This is a genomic window from Shewanella inventionis, from assembly GCF_019931735.1.
Classification (GTDB): Bacteria; Pseudomonadota; Gammaproteobacteria; order Enterobacterales; family Shewanellaceae; genus Shewanella; species Shewanella inventionis.
In genome coordinates this window covers 4,096,177-4,113,504 of the sequence record NZ_CP082926.1, presented here as the reverse complement: position 1 = coordinate 4,113,504, position 17,328 = coordinate 4,096,177, and the positions used below count along the sequence as shown (strand labels likewise).

18 protein-coding genes are annotated in these 17,328 nt (G+C 41.4%); 13 read left to right on the top strand and 5 right to left on the bottom strand.

Annotation, left to right across the window (positions count from 1 at the left end):
- The first annotated feature begins 119 nt into the window (after window positions 1-119).
- Window positions 120-1,043 carry a hydrogen peroxide-inducible genes transcriptional activator OxyR gene (gene oxyR / locus K8B83_RS18375; RefSeq protein WP_188741048.1) on the top strand — a complete coding sequence of 308 codons (924 nt, stop codon included), beginning with the start codon at window positions 120-122 and terminating at the stop codon, window positions 1,041-1,043.
- Here oxyR and K8B83_RS18370 read toward each other — a convergent pair whose 3' ends face one another.
- Both K8B83_RS18370 and mutH read right to left on the bottom strand, forming a co-directional pair.
- Window positions 1,044-2,066 carry an adenylate/guanylate cyclase domain-containing protein gene (locus K8B83_RS18370; RefSeq protein ID WP_223418603.1) on the bottom strand — a complete coding sequence of 341 codons (1,023 nt, stop codon included), beginning with the start codon at window positions 2,064-2,066 and terminating at the stop codon, window positions 1,044-1,046.
- 229 nt (window positions 2,067-2,295) lie between these two features.
- Complete coding sequence (gene mutH, locus K8B83_RS18365; protein ID WP_188741050.1) at window positions 2,296-2,964, bottom strand: DNA mismatch repair endonuclease MutH; 669 nt, start codon at window positions 2,962-2,964, stop codon at window positions 2,296-2,298.
- A gap of 955 nt (window positions 2,965-3,919) precedes the next feature.
- Here mutH and rppH point away from each other — a divergent pair.
- From rppH to K8B83_RS18350, 3 genes are read left to right on the top strand one after another with little or no spacing between them, the layout of a single operon-like run.
- Entirely contained in the window at window positions 3,920-4,438 is a 519-nt protein-coding gene (gene rppH, locus K8B83_RS18360) for an RNA pyrophosphohydrolase (RefSeq protein WP_124017220.1), read from the top strand.
- A 24-nt stretch (window positions 4,439-4,462) separates the two neighbouring features.
- The gene (gene ptsP / locus K8B83_RS18355) at window positions 4,463-6,700 is read left to right on the top strand and encodes a phosphoenolpyruvate--protein phosphotransferase (RefSeq protein ID WP_188741051.1); all 2,238 of its coding nucleotides are present in this window, start codon (window positions 4,463-4,465) and stop codon (window positions 6,698-6,700) included.
- Between the two features lie 24 nt (window positions 6,701-6,724).
- Window positions 6,725-7,525, top strand: coding sequence for a sulfite exporter TauE/SafE family protein (locus K8B83_RS18350; RefSeq protein ID WP_188741052.1), 801 nt, complete (start codon window positions 6,725-6,727; stop codon window positions 7,523-7,525).
- Window positions 7,526-7,645: 120 nt separating this feature from the next.
- Here K8B83_RS18350 and K8B83_RS18345 read toward each other — a convergent pair whose 3' ends face one another.
- Entirely contained in the window at window positions 7,646-8,497 is an 852-nt protein-coding gene (locus K8B83_RS18345; RefSeq protein WP_188740941.1) for a thymidylate synthase, read from the bottom strand.
- 205 nt (window positions 8,498-8,702) lie between these two features.
- Between K8B83_RS18345 and nhaA the strand changes: the two genes are divergently transcribed.
- The 4 genes from nhaA (at window position 8,703) to K8B83_RS18325 (ending at window position 11,731) form a co-directional block, all read left to right on the top strand.
- Entirely contained in the window at window positions 8,703-9,887 is a 1,185-nt protein-coding gene (gene nhaA, locus K8B83_RS18340) for a Na+/H+ antiporter NhaA (RefSeq protein WP_188740940.1), read from the top strand.
- Window positions 9,874-10,260: a hypothetical protein gene (locus K8B83_RS18335; protein WP_188740939.1), complete on the top strand. Its 387-nt coding sequence runs from the start codon at window positions 9,874-9,876 to the stop codon at window positions 10,258-10,260. The genes nhaA and K8B83_RS18335 overlap by 14 nt, the downstream gene beginning before the upstream one ends.
- Before the next feature lie 270 nt (window positions 10,261-10,530).
- A complete protein-coding gene (nhaR, locus tag K8B83_RS18330; protein ID WP_188740937.1) occupies window positions 10,531-11,454 on the top strand; it encodes a transcriptional activator NhaR in 924 nt (307 codons plus the stop codon).
- A gap of 28 nt (window positions 11,455-11,482) precedes the next feature.
- A complete protein-coding gene (locus K8B83_RS18325; RefSeq protein WP_188740936.1) occupies window positions 11,483-11,731 on the top strand; it encodes an FAD assembly factor SdhE in 249 nt (82 codons plus the stop codon).
- 11 nt (window positions 11,732-11,742) lie between these two features.
- Here the strand turns inward: K8B83_RS18325 and K8B83_RS21660 are convergent, their stop codons facing one another.
- Window positions 11,743-11,874: a hypothetical protein gene (locus K8B83_RS21660; RefSeq protein WP_263283555.1), complete on the bottom strand. Its 132-nt coding sequence runs from the start codon at window positions 11,872-11,874 to the stop codon at window positions 11,743-11,745.
- Here K8B83_RS21660 and K8B83_RS21765 point away from each other — a divergent pair.
- The gene (locus tag K8B83_RS21765) at window positions 11,817-12,191 is read left to right on the top strand and encodes a protein YgfX (RefSeq protein WP_398410909.1); all 375 of its coding nucleotides are present in this window, start codon (window positions 11,817-11,819) and stop codon (window positions 12,189-12,191) included. The two genes, K8B83_RS21660 and K8B83_RS21765, sit on opposite strands and share 58 nt — an antisense overlap.
- A 302-nt stretch (window positions 12,192-12,493) precedes the next feature.
- Here the strand turns inward: K8B83_RS21765 and nadB are convergent, their stop codons facing one another.
- Window positions 12,494-14,110, bottom strand: coding sequence for an L-aspartate oxidase (nadB, locus tag K8B83_RS18310; protein WP_188740934.1), 1,617 nt, complete (start codon window positions 14,108-14,110; stop codon window positions 12,494-12,496).
- A gap of 235 nt (window positions 14,111-14,345) precedes the next feature.
- Between nadB and rpoE the strand changes: the two genes are divergently transcribed.
- From rpoE to K8B83_RS18290, 4 genes are all read left to right on the top strand, one after another.
- Entirely contained in the window at window positions 14,346-14,924 is a 579-nt protein-coding gene (gene rpoE / locus K8B83_RS18305) for an RNA polymerase sigma factor RpoE (RefSeq protein WP_160053050.1), read from the top strand.
- 26 nt (window positions 14,925-14,950) lie between these two features.
- A complete protein-coding gene (locus K8B83_RS18300) occupies window positions 14,951-15,556 on the top strand; it encodes a sigma-E factor negative regulatory protein (protein WP_188740933.1) in 606 nt (201 codons plus the stop codon).
- Between the two features lie 39 nt (window positions 15,557-15,595).
- The gene (locus K8B83_RS18295; protein WP_188740932.1) at window positions 15,596-16,528 is read left to right on the top strand and encodes a MucB/RseB C-terminal domain-containing protein; all 933 of its coding nucleotides are present in this window, start codon (window positions 15,596-15,598) and stop codon (window positions 16,526-16,528) included.
- A 295-nt stretch (window positions 16,529-16,823) separates the two neighbouring features.
- Window positions 16,824-17,303: a SoxR reducing system RseC family protein gene (locus K8B83_RS18290; RefSeq protein WP_188740943.1), complete on the top strand. Its 480-nt coding sequence runs from the start codon at window positions 16,824-16,826 to the stop codon at window positions 17,301-17,303.
- Window positions 17,304-17,328: the final 25 nt, after the last annotated feature.

The window sequence follows — 17,328 nt, the reverse complement described above, 5'->3', positions numbered from 1 at the left end:
TATATCAATGCCTCATTATTTGAGGCATTTTTTATGGGCGCAGATCGCGACCGTCGACTTGTTATTTTTGTTTATTTAATTCATTATTTGAATCAACATCGATAACAGTAATCGCTTATATGAAAAACCTTCCTAGCCTTAAAAATCTCTATTATTTGGTGCATTTGCATCAAGAGCAAAATTTTAACCGTGCTGCCAAAATGTGTTTTGTTAGCCAATCAACCTTGTCTAGTGGCATACAAAACCTTGAAGAGCAACTGGGTTATCAGTTGATTGAGCGTGATCATAAATCGTTTATGTTTACCGCAATAGGCGAGGAAGTGGTTGAGCGTGCACGCAATATCTTAACTAATGTTGATGACTTAGTTGAGTTGGTTAAAAATCAGGGTGAGCCAATGACTGGCGAAATCCGCTTAGGCTGCATCCCGACGATTGCGCCATTTTTGCTAAGTCGTGTGGTGAAATTGTGCCAGCAAGATTACCCAAAATTAAGTTTGCTGTTAAAAGAAGACACCACAGAAAGACTGCTTGATGCGTTAGCCAAAGGGGAACTCGATTTATTGATTTTGGCCTTACCTGTTGATACTAATGGGTTTCACAGCATGAAAGTGGGGATCGACCCATTTAAGATGGTGATGCATAAAGAGTTATCGCAAGATGTAATACAACCAATCGATTATCAAAAAATGCCTGATGAAAGTATTTTTTTACTGCAAGCAGAACATTGTATTACAGGCCATGCAATTACAGCCTGCCAATTAGGTGACAGTACTAAAGTTAATCCGTTTGCAGCAACCAGTTTGCATACGTTAGTGCAAATGGTTAATAGTAAGTTAGGAACGACCTTTTTACCGCAAATGGCAATAGATACCGGCATATTAAATGACACTGATTTGATTGCGATGGATCCACCAGGCGAAGCACCATACCGAGATATTGGTTTAGTATGGCGTCAAACCACTAGCCGAATTTCTACCTTTAGAACCTTAGGGTTAGCAATACAGAAAAAATTGCTTGCTCAAGAATTACCAAACAAAAATTAGTTACAAGTGCGGCGATTTGATAGGTGCAGCGCCAAAGACTTCAATCGGGTGCTGCTTACCCTTTAATACAATTGGGCCTAAATTGGTTAATTCATATTGACTGTTTTGCTGCTCAAGCCGATGGACCACATCCCCAGATAGCAGCATCCGTTGCCCCAATGGGTTGCATTGGTCTTGAAGCCTTGCCAACGTATTGAGTACATCACTAAAGAAGCTTATTTCTTGTTTGTGAACGCCCACAACGGCAGCAACCACCTGACCACAATGTGCGGCTGCTTTAAATTTAGGTACAAAGCCATATTGCTGTTCAAAATACTGAGTCTGCCATTTAAGTTGTTGGCAAAACTCAAAATAAATGTTCATGCAACGGTCGTGTTTTATGCCTTGTTCTAAAGGCCAATGAATTAATACAGCATCACCCATATAACGGTAGATCTCTGCTTCATTGTTTGAGACAGTGTCTGCCAACATGCTAAAGCTGTCTTGTATGAGACGGCTAAAGCGGTAATCACCCAATGTTTCTGCATGCGCTGTCGATGACACCATATCAATAAATAAAAATAATTGATGTTCGTATCTCGGTTTATGGTATTTGCCTAAGCCAATGTTAAGTAATACTTTTGGGCCAACTAAAAGTGCCATTTGTTCAATAAAGGCAAGGCTGACTCTCACGACGACTAAATACACCACAAGCGCTTGAAATGACGGACTGTATATGATGTGAATACTGAGCATTTGCCGTAATGTCACCATATGATTATCGACTGTCCACATATTTAAAAATTGTGTGAGATAAGCCAGAGTGGTCGCCCCAAGAAGTAGAAACAAACCTTTAAATACCACTGAAAACAAGTAAGGAAGGCGACTAATTGCGCTAAAGTCGGCAATGACGTTTGACATCCAATGTAGGCCACCAAATACAAACCCCATAAAAACGGCAAGCGTGGCTAAGTCGGCATTGCTTATTGCCCAATCAGGAAGTTGTGCCGATTGTGAATAACGAAAAAACACAAATGACGCCATCGCAACGCTCCAAGCAAACACTGCGAATAATAATTTTTGAGTTTGACGGCGTGCTTTCACTTGGAAGTAAGGTATCCGAATAGCTTAGTTGTAAGCGCTGTAGTTTATATAAGAACGGTTCATTTGCGATAGTTAATTTGTGATTTAGATCTATAGAAGTGCATAAAAGTGTGCTCTGGTACAAAGTTTTATCCTTTATTTAGGATAATAGCTGCCGGTCCTCATGTCGTTAGCCAAAGGCATTGTTTAGTATTTGTTGAGTGAACGGTATTTTTAAATAAAATCCTCGCGGATTTGAAAGTTGTATACTGCCATCTTCTGCAATGCTTTCGGTCAAGGTATAACTGTTAGCAGCTTTAGGTCTCAGTTGTAGCACTTCACCATGTCGCGCGGTAATTTTATCAACTTTGCCCAGGGCGATTAGCTCCATTATTTCTTCCCAATCTTGTTGAAGTTGCTGTGCTTGCAATGCATTGGGTTGCCAAAGTACCGGTGTGCCGATCCGTCTTTCACCAACTGCTATGCTGCGCTCTCCTTCAACGGGTACCCATAACACATGTTGCAGTTTATGAAAGACGACGCTTTCTTGCCATGTTAATCCTTGAATGTTAACCAAAGGCGCTACTGTCACGTAGGTTGTTTCAAGCGGTTTTCCTTTATGATCGATTGGTATCGTTTTCAGTTCTACTCCAAGATGAATAAAATCAGGTTGGGGTTTTGAGCCTGCTAATGCGCCTAACTCGGCTTCAATTAATTGCCCAACCCAACCTTTGTCGCGTCTTAGGTTATCAGGGACTGAAATAGAGTGCTCCATAGCGATATCGGCAAGACGGACCCCAGCCATATTATGTGCTCTTTGCATTAATTCATCGATGTCTTTGGGGGGGGATTTTGCCATGAGCCTGTGAAATACCTTCAAGTTAATTGCAGTGATGTGATTCGTTTTGTGTTAATTACTTACCTGCAATATGCTAGCAAGTATTGAGCAAAAAAAACAAACTTAGTCGCTGAACTGGTGTTGTTTAAAAAATAACCGCCAATTTGTTCGCTAATAAAATATCTTTTCAATACCAACTAAGTCACTGTTTTTAAATGAATAAGTCGTTAGGTGTTTTGTGTTGAATCACTTTGTCCCAAGTTACTCTCCTATTTCCCCTGTATTTCACACACAGTTATCCACAGTTTTAATGGATAACTGTAATTTTTGTTGCCTTTAACTGATTAAAAACGCCAAGTCAACGCAATAAAATCGCTTTTTTATCGGTTTATTTTAAAAAAAGCCTTGTTATTTGTGTATAACTCATAGGTTGATTTAACCGAGTGAGGTACTTATTTAGAGGTGTTTGATTTTTGTTCGATCGTGGCGATCGATAGTTTGATTTAATTCGGTGTTGTTGTATTTGTATGATTTTATTTGGTTTATTAGTTTATTTTGGGGTGTTTTAATAAATTGAAATTCGGTGTTTTTTACAACGTAATTGAGGTTTACCAAAGTTTCGAACAGAGATATCCACAGATTTTGTGGATAATCTGCAGGTGAGTGGTCTTTGGCTGTTGATAATTTGCGTTTGTACACAATGTTATTAAATTATCCACAATTACCACTTTTTCGCGTCAGCTAAACAGCAAAAATATTCATCAGTGTTTGACGGGTAAATATCCAAGGTTAACCGCCAGTATTAGTATATGAAATGCAGCCAGAAGCATTGTAAAGATTGAATAATGTGCAATTTCCTGATTTTAGTTCAATTATTACACTCACTAAGCCTAATTGTTACTAAATAGAGGTTTGCCGATAGGCATGCTTTGTGAAACAATCAGATCATATAAAATTTGTTAATTTTGGAGTCCATGTGATTGATAGCGACGGCTTTCGCGCAAATGTGGGCATCATTATCTGTAATAAATTTGGACAAGTCATGTGGGCTAGACGTTTTGGTCAACATTCATGGCAGTTTCCACAAGGTGGGTTAGACGATGGCGAGTCGGCCGAAGAAGCCATGTATCGTGAACTTTACGAAGAAGTGGGACTGCGACCTGAGCATGTTCAAATTTTGACATCCACTCGCTCTTGGTTACGTTATCGGTTACCTAAGCGTTTGGTTCGCCAAGAAAGCAAACCTGTTTGCATTGGTCAAAAGCAGAAATGGTTTTTACTACAGTTAAAAGGCCACGACAACACAATCAATTTAAACTCTTCAGGTCACCCTGAATTTGATGATTGGCGCTGGGTAAGCTATTGGTATCCTGTACGTCAAGTTGTGTCTTTTAAGCGCGATGTATATAGAAAAGTAATGAAAGAGTTCGCATCGACGACATTAGCGCTGCAAACGCGTGAGTTTAGTAAGAAACGAAGCAAACAACGGAGTTAACTGATTTCATAGAGGGTTGGAACAGTGTTAAATATGCTCAGGGATATCACCCAGGCTGTTGCAAGAGCAAACAGCCTGGAGAGTGCGTTAAATATTTTAGTGTCGCAAACTCGTATTGCTATGGCGACGCATTGCTGTTCTATATACATCCTCGAGCAACATAATCTTGTGTTATCGGCTACCGAAGGGCTTGAAAAGTCAGCTGTTGGCCGTGTAAGCATGCCATTAACAGAAGGGTTAGTTGGGTTAGTTGCTCAGCGTGAAGAAGCCATTAACCTTGCTGATGCGCGTATTCACCCCAGGTTTAAATTATTTCCTGAAGCAGTTGAAGAAGATTATCGTGCCTTTTTGGCAGTGCCGATTATTTTTCAAAAATTAGTGGTTGGTGTCATTGTTGTGCAGCAACCCGAAGCTCGACAATTTAGCGAAAACGAAGAGGCTTTTTTAATGACTTTGGCAGCACAGCTTGCCGTAGTGATTAAAAGCCTTAAGCACAAAGCGACAATCACTAATGTACAACAACAAGTTGTATTTAATGGTGTTACAGCATCAAGTGGTATTGCTATTGCCCATGGTTTGGTTTTGGGCGGTACCATTTCGTTAGAGCAACCAGAATTACATTGCGTTGATATTGACAGTGAGTTGTTGCGACTTAAGCAGGCCATGCAGCGCTGCAGTGATATGTTGTCGGCAATTTCGCAACGTTTTGAGCGCGAAAAGTCTGGTGATGTTGCCTCTATTTTTACCGCTTTCCAATTACTACTCGATGAGTCAAGTTTAGGTGGTGAGTACGCTCGTGAAGTGGCTCTGGGCTGGCAGCCTGAGTCTGCTGTAAGCCGTGTGTCTCTGCGCTATATAGAGCAGTTTTTGGCCATGGAGGACCCTTACTTAAAAGAGCGCGCGAGTGATATTCGCGAACTGGGCCAAAAAGTATTACGCCAATTGATAGAGCCTGGCCGTTTAGAGGTAGACCCAGACAAACCGGTTATTTTAGTTGCCAATGAAGTGGATGCGACCCTGTTGGCCGAGTTTCCCCGCCAAAAGTTGGCTGGTATTGTTACTGAGCGTGGCGGCGTTAATGCCCATGCTGCCATTTTAGCGCGTGCTTTAGGGGTGCCTGCAATTGTTGGTACCGACGATGTATTGTCGACAGACATTGATAAAAAGCTTTTAGTGCTTAATGCGACACGTGGTCAGTTATTAGTGTCGCCTTCACCTGCGGTGGTTGAAGAATATCAATTATTACTTGATGCCGATGTTGAAAAACAAAAGCAATTTTCAGCAGAATTAAGTTTGCCATCGGTGACCACTGATGGCCAACGGATCCAACTTTACCTTAATGCTGGTTTACTCAGTGGTATTGCCTCTGAAATAGCAGAAGGCGCCGATGGTATTGGCCTGTATCGGACTGAAATACCATTTATGTTGCATCAACGATTTCCTAGTGAAAGCGAGCAAATCGATGTTTACAAACGAGTATTAAGTGCGGCAGGTGAACGGCCTGTAGTGATGCGTACCCTGGACGTTGGTGGTGATAAACCTTTACCTTATTTCCCGATTAAAGAAGATAACCCGTTTTTAGGTTGGCGCGGTATTCGCTTGTCGTTAGACCATCCAGAATTATTTTTAGTGCAATTACGTGCCATGTTACAAGCTGGCGGTAGAGGCAATCAACTGCAAATACTACTGCCAATGGTAAGCAACCTTGACGAGATAGATCAGACATTAGCGTATCTCGAGCAAGCATTTACTGAGCTAAATCAAGAGCTCAACACTATTTTAGTTCGACCAAAAGTGGGTGTCATGCTGGAAGTTCCAGCATTGCTTTACCAATTACAGGACGTGGCTAAAAGAGTCGATTTTGTGTCTGTGGGCAGTAACGATTTAACTCAGTATTTGTTAGCCGTAGATCGTAATAACCCCAGTGTCAGTTCATTGTTTGACAGTTATCATCCGGGTATTTTACGGGCGCTGCAATTGGCTGTTGATGAATGCCACCAATATGATTTAGATGTGAGTGTTTGTGGTGAGTTAGCGGGTGAACCTTATGGTGCTTTGCTGCTTGTGGCAATGGGGTATCGAAAGTTAAGCATGAACCAAGCTAGCTTAGCCAGAATTAACTACATAGTAAGACGTGTATCTCAACAAGATCTGTCGGAGTTACTTAAGATAGTACTCAGGCAATCTAACGGGCAGCAAGTGCGCACGTTACTGGGACAATTTATGCAAACTCACGATTTAGCTGATTTGATCAATCCATAATAGCTTATTAAAAAGGATGTCATCATGGATAGTATGCTTCAGGTTTTTATTATTTGTCTGTTGCTTGGCTCAGTCGTTGGTTTTCTTGCTGGGTTACTCGGTATCGGTGGTGGCCTTATTATTGTGCCAGCGCTGTTATACATTCTACCGTCAGTTGGGATTAATGTCGCTCAACTGACTCATGTGGCCATTGCTACCTCGTTAGCATCAATTATCTTAACCTCTATGTCTTCTGCTACTGCTCATCACAAGAGGGGTAATGTGCCATGGTCATTGTTCAAGCCTATTATGCCGGGAATTGTGGTGGGTTCATTGGCCTCGGCGTTTGTTTCTGAACAAATATCATCTGAAGATTTACAGCAGGCTTTTGCTATTTTTGTGGTGTTAATGGCCATACAAATGGCATTCCCTTTTAAGGTGAAAACCGGTGATAACATGCCAAAATTTGGCGTGTTATTTTCGATTTCTGTTCTCATCGCTTTAATTGCTGGCTTGATGGGGATTGGCGGCGGAGTATTGTTGGTGCCTTTTTTAAGTTACTGTGGATTGCAAATGCGCCAGGCAGTTGGCTTCTCGTCGGTTACCGGGATGTTTATTGCCATATCTGGCACCATTGGTTATGTCATTGCAGGTATTGATGCGCCTAATTTACCTGCTGGAGCCGTAGGGTTTATTTATTTACCAGCCTTGTGTGGCATTATCATTAGTTCAATATTGTGTGCACCTTTGGGAGTCAAAGCGGCAAGTACGTGGCCAACCCCCGTGCTGAAGAAAATATTTGCCTGTTTATTGATTGTGGTTGGCTTAAAACTACTGTTAAGTTAACACAAATAAGTTAATGCAGATTTCAATTTTGTTGAGAAATCAGCTCATCTTAGCCCAACGATTTACCCAAATAAAAACGCCCTTGTTAAGTTATAACAAGGGCGTTGACTTTTAGTCTATTTATACCGCAAATGGATATTGAATGGCGTCATGGTGTTGATAACCTTCAACGCTAAAATCGTCTAATGTGACCCAGGTTTCAATGTCTTTTAAGCTCTTTATCTCTGGGTTGATGATTAATTTGGGTGGATCAAAAGGTTCACGAGTTAATTGAACATCACGCATTGGAGCCAGTTGATCTTCATATATGTGTGCGTTAACAATTTTATGATATGCCTTACCGGGCTTGTGTCCGGTTATTTGTGCCATTAACGCGAGTAACACATACACTTGTACCATATTGAAATTGAGCCCAAGGGGCACATCACAACTGCGTTGAGTGCTGTTGAGGTATAAGGTGTCACCTAGGAGTGAGAAGTGATGCTCATACATGCATGGGCGTAAACAGCCAAGTTCGAAAGCACCAGGATGATAAAAAGTTAAAATCTCTCCACGGTTGTCAATGCCCTGACTTAAATCATCTACAATTTGTTGAAGCAAATCAACATGACCGCCTGTCGGTTTTGGAAACGCACGACCTAAAGCACCGTAAATGAGTCCCATATCATCATGGCCTTTACGGTTTGGGTTATTGAGCCAAGTCTGGTTTTCATTGGCGTTAGCATCCCATGTTTTGGTTCCTAATGCTCTAAAATCGGCTGCATTTTGATAACCGCGTAAGTAGCCTAGTATTTCGGCAATTGCCGATTTCCAAAAACTTTTACGTGTTGTCACTAATGGGAATTGATTATTACCAACATCATATACAAGATCGGCATTAATGACGGTAAGGCACTTTTTATTGGTACGGGCATTGTTAACCCATTGGCCTTCGTTGACAATGCGTTTACACAAATCTAAATACTGTTTCATTTGTTTCAATTCCTTTTTTTGCGTAATGTGATTATACCTAATCAACGCGGGCAAATCTGTAAACGTGTTAGGTTTAATTGCGAGACATTCCAGCATAAAAATCACCAATAACTCGGAAATTTCGAGTTTAAAGCAAGAAACAATCGATTATTATTGTTTGAAAGGATACGCTAGAGTCAATGTATTGTTCATTTAGGAGTGTCATATGGAACGTGCAATAAGAAACTTTTTAAGCCAAGAGTCTGCTGGCGGTATTTTGTTAGTGGTCGCGGTGGCTTTAGCAATGATATTAGCTAACTCGCCATTAGCGGGTTTGTATCAAGGCTTCTTGAGCACAGGCGTTCAAATGCGTATCGGCGAGCTCGATATTAATAAACCATTATTGCTATGGATTAACGATGGCTTAATGGCGTTATTCTTTTTATTGATAGGACTTGAGGTTAAGCGTGAGTTACTAGAAGGCGCATTGTCGAGCGTCGCTAAAGCCTCATTACCGAGCTTTGCAGCGATTGGTGGTATGGTTTTTCCTGCGTTATTTTATTTAGCATTTAATTATTCAAACCCTGAAACTCAAGTGGGTTGGGCTATACCTGCTGCAACGGATATTGCATTTGCTTTGGGTATTATGGCATTGCTTGGTAATAGGGTGCCTGTTGCATTAAAGGTGTTTTTATTGGCCTTAGCCATTATCGATGATTTAGGCGTCATTGTGATTATTGCATTGTTTTACAGCACAGACTTGTCAATGATGAGCTTAATCATTGCCGCAGTATCAATCGTGTTGATGGTGGCGCTGAATCGCAAAGGCATAACCGCAATAACACCCTATGCACTAGTTGGATTTATGCTATGGGTTGCAGTACTAAAATCTGGTGTGCATGCTACATTAGCTGGTGTGATTATCGCATTTTGTATCCCGTTACGGGCCAAAGATGGCACATCCCCCTCGGGACATTTAGAACATAAGTTACACCCGTGGAGTACGTTTTTAATTCTTCCCGTATTTGCATTTGCCAACGCAGGATTGTCATTAACGAATATGTCTATCGAGTCGTTTGCAGAACCTATTACCTTAGGTGTTGTGATGGGGTTAATGTTAGGTAAACCTATAGGTGTGTTGCTATTTAGTTACTTGGCAGTGAAGTGTAAATTGGCTGAGTTGCCTCCTGGAATTGGTTGGAGACACATAATACCCGTTGCTGTTATGTGCGGTATTGGTTTTACCATGTCAGTCTTTATCGCATCGTTGGCATTTGAACATTCACCCGCAGAGTATGGGGATTATGCAAGGTTAGGTATTTTAACAGGATCGTTAATTGCAGCGCTAATTGGTTATTTTTGGTTAGCCAAAGTTCTGCCTAAAACAGGAGAAAACCATGAAACTATTTAAATTATCGCTAGGATTATTACTCAGCACGTTTATTTTACCTGTGTCTGCAAATTCATTTGACGTTTGCCTTAAGTCATCAGAGTCAGCCACTTGCCAAAGTTATCTAGAAGGTGTGGTTGATGGTGCCATGATGTACCGTGATAACCAGGCAAAAAAACGAATTGATCCCAATAACTATGAATCTCGTGCGCTAAAGTATCGTGCCGGTAAACGTTACCAAACGGCTAACATCAATTATTGTGCAAGCCATGTGTTGGTTAAGTCTGAGGTGGTTTCGGCATTAACTGAGCAAGTGTCATTAAATAATGTGAGCAATAGCGACGAGTTAGAAATTGTTATTACCAGTTTAATGGATTGCCCACGACCTAAATAGCAATCGCCTTGTTATTAACGCAGCCTCCAGGCTGCGTTTTTGTTTAGCTGGTTATGTTGTCAGTTTTTGTAGCGAAGGGGCGGCTAAAAACGGCTCCAGCTTTGCTGAGCAGTTGTTGCGTAAATTGCCAGGCGGCATTCATTCGTTGTGCTGATTGGTATAATCCGTTTTCTCTCGAATAATATTGCACTCAGCAAACTCAACATTTCCTGGATTTGAAGGGTTATTTGCTATAGTAAGTTAATTGATTTTTTTAGGTATTAGACTGATATGCAGCATTTAAATTATAACCATTTGTATTATTTTTGGATGGTACAAAAGAAAGGCTCAGTAACAAAAGCGGCTGAAGCATTGTGTTTAGCCCCGCAGACTATTACTGGGCAAATTCGAGCGTTGGAAGAGCGTTTAAATGGGGCTGTGTTCAAACGAGTAGGGCGTAACCTTGAAGCCACTGAGTTAGGTGAGTTGGTTTTTCGGTATACCGATAAAATGTTTAGTCTCAGTTATGAAATGCTTGATTTGCTTAATTACCAGAAAAATAATTCTTTATTATTTGAGGTGGGTATTGCCGATGCTTTATCTAAAGCGCTGGTCAGTCGGGTGTTATTAACGGTTATTCCAAATGATGGTTCGGTGCATTTAGCCTGTTATGAATCAACCCATGAAAGTCTAATTGAGCGATTACGTGAGCATAAACTGGACATGATTTTATCTGATTGTGCTGGCGGTTCGCTAAAGTATCCTGAGATTTTATCTAAAAAATTAGGTGAATGCGGTATTAGTTTTTTTGCCGCAGAAGCGTCGTCATTGCCTTTTCCTGCGTGTTTAGAAGAGCGTAAGTTACTTATTCCGGGAAAGCGAACCTCACTTGGGCAACAATTACACCGTTGGTTTGCCGAGAAGAATCTTGATGTGAGTATTTTAGGTGAATTTGATGATGCCGAAATGATGAAAGCGTTTGGGTATTTTAATCGCGGCATTTTTGTCGCACCGTCTATTTATCGTCATGATATACTGTCGCAAGGAATGGTTTTATTGGGCGAAACTACCGATATAAAAGAAGAATATCATGTCATGTTTGCTGAGCGAATGATTCAACACCCGGCCGTTAAATCTTTGCTAGCGACTGATTTTGGTGATTTGTTTGCAGGGCGAGATCAACAAGTACAAGATTTTGAGTATCGTTTAGGGTAGCTTTAACAGAAACATCAGGAGAATTGTGTTGGAATTAATGAATATTGCCCGTGTTCGCTGGGCATGTCGCCGCGGAATGTTAGAGTTAGATGTGTTGTTTCAACCCTTTGTTGAAACCCAATACGAAGCATTGTCCGATGCCGACAAGCAAACGTTTATTCGCTTATTAGAATGCGAAGACCCAGAGTTATTTGCTTGGTTTATGGGACATGAGCAATGTCCTGATCCGTTACTTGCTGACATGATTGTTACCGTTCGTGGACGAGCAGCACCTTAAGGCCTCGCAAGTTACAACGTCTTCCTTTCGCACTCATCAGCATCAATTTGGGTTGAGTGCTTCATTTCTATCTCGTTTATTTCTGTTGTGTTGGTTTGCCATTTTGCTTTGCAGTTTTCTTGCTTGGCCACAATGGACTTCATTGATATTTCTGGGTATTCAATTATTGCTCGTCCTGCTCACCTTAGGTTTACTGTTCTATTGTTGGCGTAAGTTGACTGTATGGCAATGTTGTTTGAGTTTAAATCACCTTGGTAGTATAACGTTATCTGAACATGGTTTATCGGCTGCTCGGGTGGTATTGAGCCGGCCGGCTATGGTAAGTACTTTGTTGTGTGTGGTGTTTTTTCAAGATGTCAAAAGCGGTGAAAAACGATGGTTTTGGATTTGGCATGATATGTTAACCGACACAGAATATCGCACTCTATGTCGGTTATTATTACAACTTAAGATTGCTTAGGGTCTGTTGATCTTTGCTGTTTGAATTTTGTTCGAGTTAAAAACGTTTTAATCGAGACGAATGGATTGATGCCTAGTCATCTAAGCAAAATCCACTCAACAAAGAGTAAAACGTTTTTAGCCGAACCTTTCAGGCAGCGTTTGTTGGCCATTTTTACTTCGTTATCGACTTTTTATGTAGAATAACTACACCTCAAAGTCTCCGCCTTGTATAAAAGACCAACAATTCGCTGCAAAAATAACCTTGAAAGATCAACAGACCCTAGCAATTGGCCGCAAAACAACTTTGAAAGGTCAACCGTCCTAGCGTCCCGGCTGTAAAATAGTTGGCTTGGGATTATCTATTTGTTCAGGATAGTCAATGTTGTAATGTAAACCACGGCTTTCTTTTCGATCCATCGCGCAGCGAATAATCAGTTCTGCAACTTGGACTAAATTACGCAGCTCCAGTAAATTATTACTTACTCTGAAGTTTGAGTAATACTCTTCAATTTCTTGTTGCAGCATCAAGCAGCGACGTAATGCGCGCTCTAAACGTTTGTCAGTTCGCACTATGCCAACATAATCCCACATAAATAAGCGTAGCTCATGCCAGTTATGGGCAATGACAACTTCTTCATCTGAGTTACTGACTTTGCTTTCATCCCAAACGGGTAATGGGCATGGCATGGGTATTTTATGCAACTGGCTTTCAATATCTTGAGAGGCCGCTCGTGCAAACACTAGACACTCTAATAATGAGTTGCTCGCTAGACGGTTGGCACCATGCAAACCTGTATACGCTACTTCACCAATTGCATACAAACCATTGATGTCGGTTTGACCATGTAAGTCTGTCATCACGCCACCACAGGTATAATGTGCTGCTGGAACGGCTGGGATCGGGTCTTTGGTGATATCTATGCCTAACTCAAGACAACGCTGATAAATGGTTGGAAAGTGTTTGATAATAAAGTCAGCTGGTTTGTGACTAATATCTAAATAAACACAATCAGCACCAAGGCGTTTCATTTCATAGTCTATTGCTCGTGCGACGATGTCTCGTGGGGCAAGTTCTGCACGCTCATCAAAGTCGGGCATAAAACGGCTGCCATCAGGGCGACGTAAATATGCACCTTCACCACGTAACGCTTCAGTGAGAAGAAAGTTTCTGGCATTTGGGTGAAATAAGCAGGTTGGGTGAAATTGGTTAAACTCCATGTTAGCCACACGGCATCCTGCACGCCAGGCCATGGCGATACCATCACCACTGGCTATGTCAGGGTTTGAGGTATATTGATATACTTTTGAACTGCCGCCAGTAGCTAACGCGACAAATTTGGCTTTAACCGTTTCAACATGCTCTTTATCTCTATTCCAAACATAGGCACCTAATACTCGGTTGCCTGGACGATTTAATTTTCGTGTGGTGATTAAGTCGATGGCATTGTAGCGTTCTAAGACGGTAATGTTGGGATGGGCTAATGCACATTCTTGCAAAGTGGTCTGTACCGCTTTACCCGTTGCATCGGCAGAATGTAAAATGCGTCGATGACTGTGGCCTCCCTCACGGGTGAGGTGATATGGCATTGAAGCAGAGCTATCAGCAGTGTTATTTTCTTCCTTATCAAATGCAACGCCGCAATTAATAAGCCATTGCATGGCACTTTTGGCGTTTTCTGCTGTGTAAGTCACAACGGATTTGTCGCAAAGCCCAGCACCTGCAATTAAGGTATCATTAACGTGTGACTCAATTGTGTCGTCTTCATCAAAAACTGAGGCAATTCCACCTTGGGCGTATAAGGTTGAACCTTCAGATAAAGGCCCTTTTGAAAGTAGAATTACTTTTGATTTTTCAGCTAGATGTAATGCTAAAGTCAGTCCTGCAGCGCCGCTGCCGATGACCAAAATGTCAGATTGGTGTTCAACTGCTTGTTTCATCAGGTATCATGGTGTGGCCAAGTGGTTTGATTATAGTAAATCAAAATATCTAGGCTGGGTACTTTTACAGCGTGTTTTATTGCGGTTTGACCGAGTTTATTTTATTTATATCTCAAAATAATTAACTTTTTTTAATTCAACATCGAACTTTTTTCATATCAGTGAGTCTACTTATATGAACAGGATTCGAGCGACTGAGAAATCAGTGTTACAGATTTAGGAGTAGTCGGCTCGGATGAGTGGACAATATAGTGATCAACAATTAGTTGAACGAGTACAGCAAGGCGATAAAAACGCATTTAACCTGTTAGTGCTGAAGTATCAAAATAAAGTGATGAGTTTGATTTCTCGTTATATTCGCAATCAAGCGGATGTGCAAGATGTCACCCAAGAAGCCTTTATTAAAGCATATAGAGCGTTGGCAAATTTTCGAGGTGAAAGTGCGTTTTATACTTGGTTGTACCGTATTGCGGTAAACACCGCAAAAAACCATCTTACATCACAAGGGCGCAGAGCACCTGCAAACGATGTTGATGTTGAAGATGCAGAATATTATGAAGGTAGCGACGCGTTAAAAGAGTTTGCATCGCCAGAACGTTTGTTGATGAAAGATCAAATGAGTAAAGTGATTTTTGATACGCTCGACACGTTACCTGAAGAATTAAAAATGGCGATATCGCTTAGAGAACTAGACGGTATGAGTTACGAAGATATTGCCAATATCATGGATTGTCCAGTAGGGACCGTAAGATCACGTATCTTCCGTGCTCGAGAAGCAATCGACAAACAGCTCCAGCCTTTGCTGGAAAAGTAACTGCCTTAACGCTAAATAGGTGAATAATGCTTAAATCAAGTCAAGAATGGGTATCTGCAGCAGTTGACGGTGAAGCCGATGATAAAACATTAGCGAAACTCTCTGCTGACGTTGATTCACATGCACAATGGCAACGTTATCACATGATTGGTGATACGATGCGCGGCGAATTGCCTGAGGCCATTGACTTAGATTTTTCTGCTAACATCATGGCAGCAATTGAGCTTGAGCCAACAATTATCGCGCCTAAAGCTCAGCAAGCCGAGCCAGAGCAAATTGCACCAGCGGCTAAAACCAGCAATGTGGTGCCATTTTTCAAGCAGTTTGGTCAATATGCTATTGCTGCGACAGTTGCTATGGTCGCCATCGTGGGCGTACAGTCATACAATCAAACAAATGATGCAGAGTCACCATTACCCGTGTTAACTACACGTCCTTTAGTGGGTACGGTTTCGCCTGTTAGTTATCAAACTGGTTCGGTGCAAAATCAACAAAATTACTCAAACGAGCAAGTCATTGAACAGCGTCGTCGTATCAATGCCTATATTCAGGATCATATGTTGCAACAACGCTTGAATCCTGGTGTGGTTATCGATGAAAATAGCAATCAAGATGCTGCGGTTAATCAATAATCTGTAGCGAAACCTTGGCTTATCATTTTAGGAGTTAGCTTGCGCCTTATCCTGCTAGCACTGTTAGTTTTAACCTTTTCTACACACGCTGAAGAAGATTTATCGGCAAAAGCTTGGCTAAAAAATATGAGCCAAGCTTTGCGAGATAAGCAATTCAAAGTTTCTATTATTCAACTACAAGCCGATCATATTCGCCCGCTTTTATACGTCCATGGCATTGTCGACAATCAAGAGATTGCCTTGCTAGAATACCTCAATGGACCACCTAAAAATGCTGTAAGAGTTGGCAATCGGGTTACTTTTATTGAACATGATCAAACCCCATATAGTGTGACAGCTCCTCGTATTCAAGGGGTTTGGCCCGCGGCGTTAGCAGGTGATATTAGCCAACTTGAAAAAGGCTATCAGTTTGTGATTGGTGGGCGGAGTCGAATAGCGGGGCGCCCAGGGCAAATGATCCGCTTATTGGCAAATGACGAAAACCGTTACGATGCCCAAGTGTGGATCGACATGGACACATTTTTGCCGCTTCGTTTTGATACCTTAAACAAAGAAAAGCAGCTGCTTGAGCAAACCATGGTCGTTGAGTTGATTGAGCTTTCTGAACCTGCCAATATTTTGATCCAAGCTGCTAAGCAAGATTGGCCAGCCGTAATGAACCAAGCAGAGCGTTCAGACGGTAAAAACTGGCAGTTTACATGGCTACCTCAAGGTTTTGATGTGGTTGTTCGTGATCATCATCGGTTGATTGGTATTCATGAGCCCGTAGAATACATCGCGCTCACTGATGGTTTGGCTAATATATCTGTTTATGTTGCACGCTCAGGTGAAAACCCCATGCCAAATGAATTACTGACCCGAAATGGCTTATCCATGGTGGTTGTTCAGGTGGGCAATTTAGAAGTGGTTGCTATTGGTAAAGTCCCTGCTGAAACACTAGAGAAAATAGCCAACAGTCTGGTATTGAAATAGCCTGATTTTAGATAACAAACGCTATTCAAACAGCCCTTTGTGTTGCTAACTGCGTTAATTCACTTGATTTAGCAATACAAATGACAATTTTGGAAACTTGTTATGGTTAAAGCATCAATTGGTGCTTTAACCTGCTTTGATATTTTTCTAATTTTGCTCATCACTATCCCTCAAATGATTCAGCATTAGCATCATACACAAAGAAATAACTGTGCTAATTCGCTTTGTGCTAACATTTGCTTATCTTAGGTTAAAGGTTATTTTTATGAGCCAATCCGCAGCGCCTCAAACAACAATGATGGAAGAAATTGCCCGAGTGGTCGACTATCAAAATGGCTGGGCAACGGTAGAAGTTGAATTAAAAAGTGCCTGTAATCATTGTGCTAGCAGTGACAACTGCGGTACATCAACTGTTGCTAAAGCTTTCTCTGTTAAAACACAGCGTTTTTCATTACCTGCCGATAAACCTTGCCGTGAAGGTGATTTACTTAAAGTCGGCTTGCCAGAAAGCGTGATTATTAAGGCGGCAGCGTTAGTGTATTTGTTGCCTTTGTTGGGTTTGTTTGTGTTTGCCTTACTGGGACAATTACTTGCCTCTGGGCTAGACTTAAACACCAATGCATTCGCGATGATTTTCGGCGCTTTTGGCGCTGGTTTGGCTTGGTTTATTGGTAAACGTTTTGCCAATCAGTTGGAAAAGGATGCATCACCAGTGGTCATTGCCTATTTAGGGCAAGAAGTTGCTATTATTAGTGGCAGATTTCTCTCTGATTAGCCACTTAATACCAAAATCTTCCTGT

Bases quoted from the DNA above. Each gene is read 5' to 3' on its own strand.
- oxyR (WP_188741048.1), top strand. From the start codon at position 120: ATGAAAAACCTTCCTAGCCTTAAAAATCTCTATTATTTGGTGCATTTG.
- K8B83_RS18370 (WP_223418603.1), bottom strand. From the start codon at position 2,066: ATGGCGTCATTTGTGTTTTTTCGTTATTCACAATCGGCACAACTTCCT.
- mutH (WP_188741050.1), bottom strand. From the start codon at position 2,964: ATGGCAAAATCCCCCCCCAAAGACATCGATGAATTAATGCAAAGAGCA.
- K8B83_RS18350 (WP_188741052.1), top strand. From the start codon at position 6,725: ATGGATAGTATGCTTCAGGTTTTTATTATTTGTCTGTTGCTTGGCTCA.
- K8B83_RS18345 (WP_188740941.1), bottom strand. From the start codon at position 8,497: ATGAAACAGTATTTAGATTTGTGTAAACGCATTGTCAACGAAGGCCAA.
- nhaA (WP_188740940.1), top strand. From the start codon at position 8,703: ATGGAACGTGCAATAAGAAACTTTTTAAGCCAAGAGTCTGCTGGCGGT.
- K8B83_RS18335 (WP_188740939.1), top strand. From the start codon at position 9,874: ATGAAACTATTTAAATTATCGCTAGGATTATTACTCAGCACGTTTATT.
- nhaR (WP_188740937.1), top strand. From the start codon at position 10,531: ATGCAGCATTTAAATTATAACCATTTGTATTATTTTTGGATGGTACAA.
- K8B83_RS21660 (WP_263283555.1), bottom strand. From the start codon at position 11,874: ATGAAGTCCATTGTGGCCAAGCAAGAAAACTGCAAAGCAAAATGGCAA.
- nadB (WP_188740934.1), bottom strand. From the start codon at position 14,110: ATGAAACAAGCAGTTGAACACCAATCTGACATTTTGGTCATCGGCAGC.
- rpoE (WP_160053050.1), top strand. From the start codon at position 14,346: ATGAGTGGACAATATAGTGATCAACAATTAGTTGAACGAGTACAGCAA.
- K8B83_RS18300 (WP_188740933.1), top strand. From the start codon at position 14,951: ATGCTTAAATCAAGTCAAGAATGGGTATCTGCAGCAGTTGACGGTGAA.
- K8B83_RS18290 (WP_188740943.1), top strand. From the start codon at position 16,824: ATGATGGAAGAAATTGCCCGAGTGGTCGACTATCAAAATGGCTGGGCA.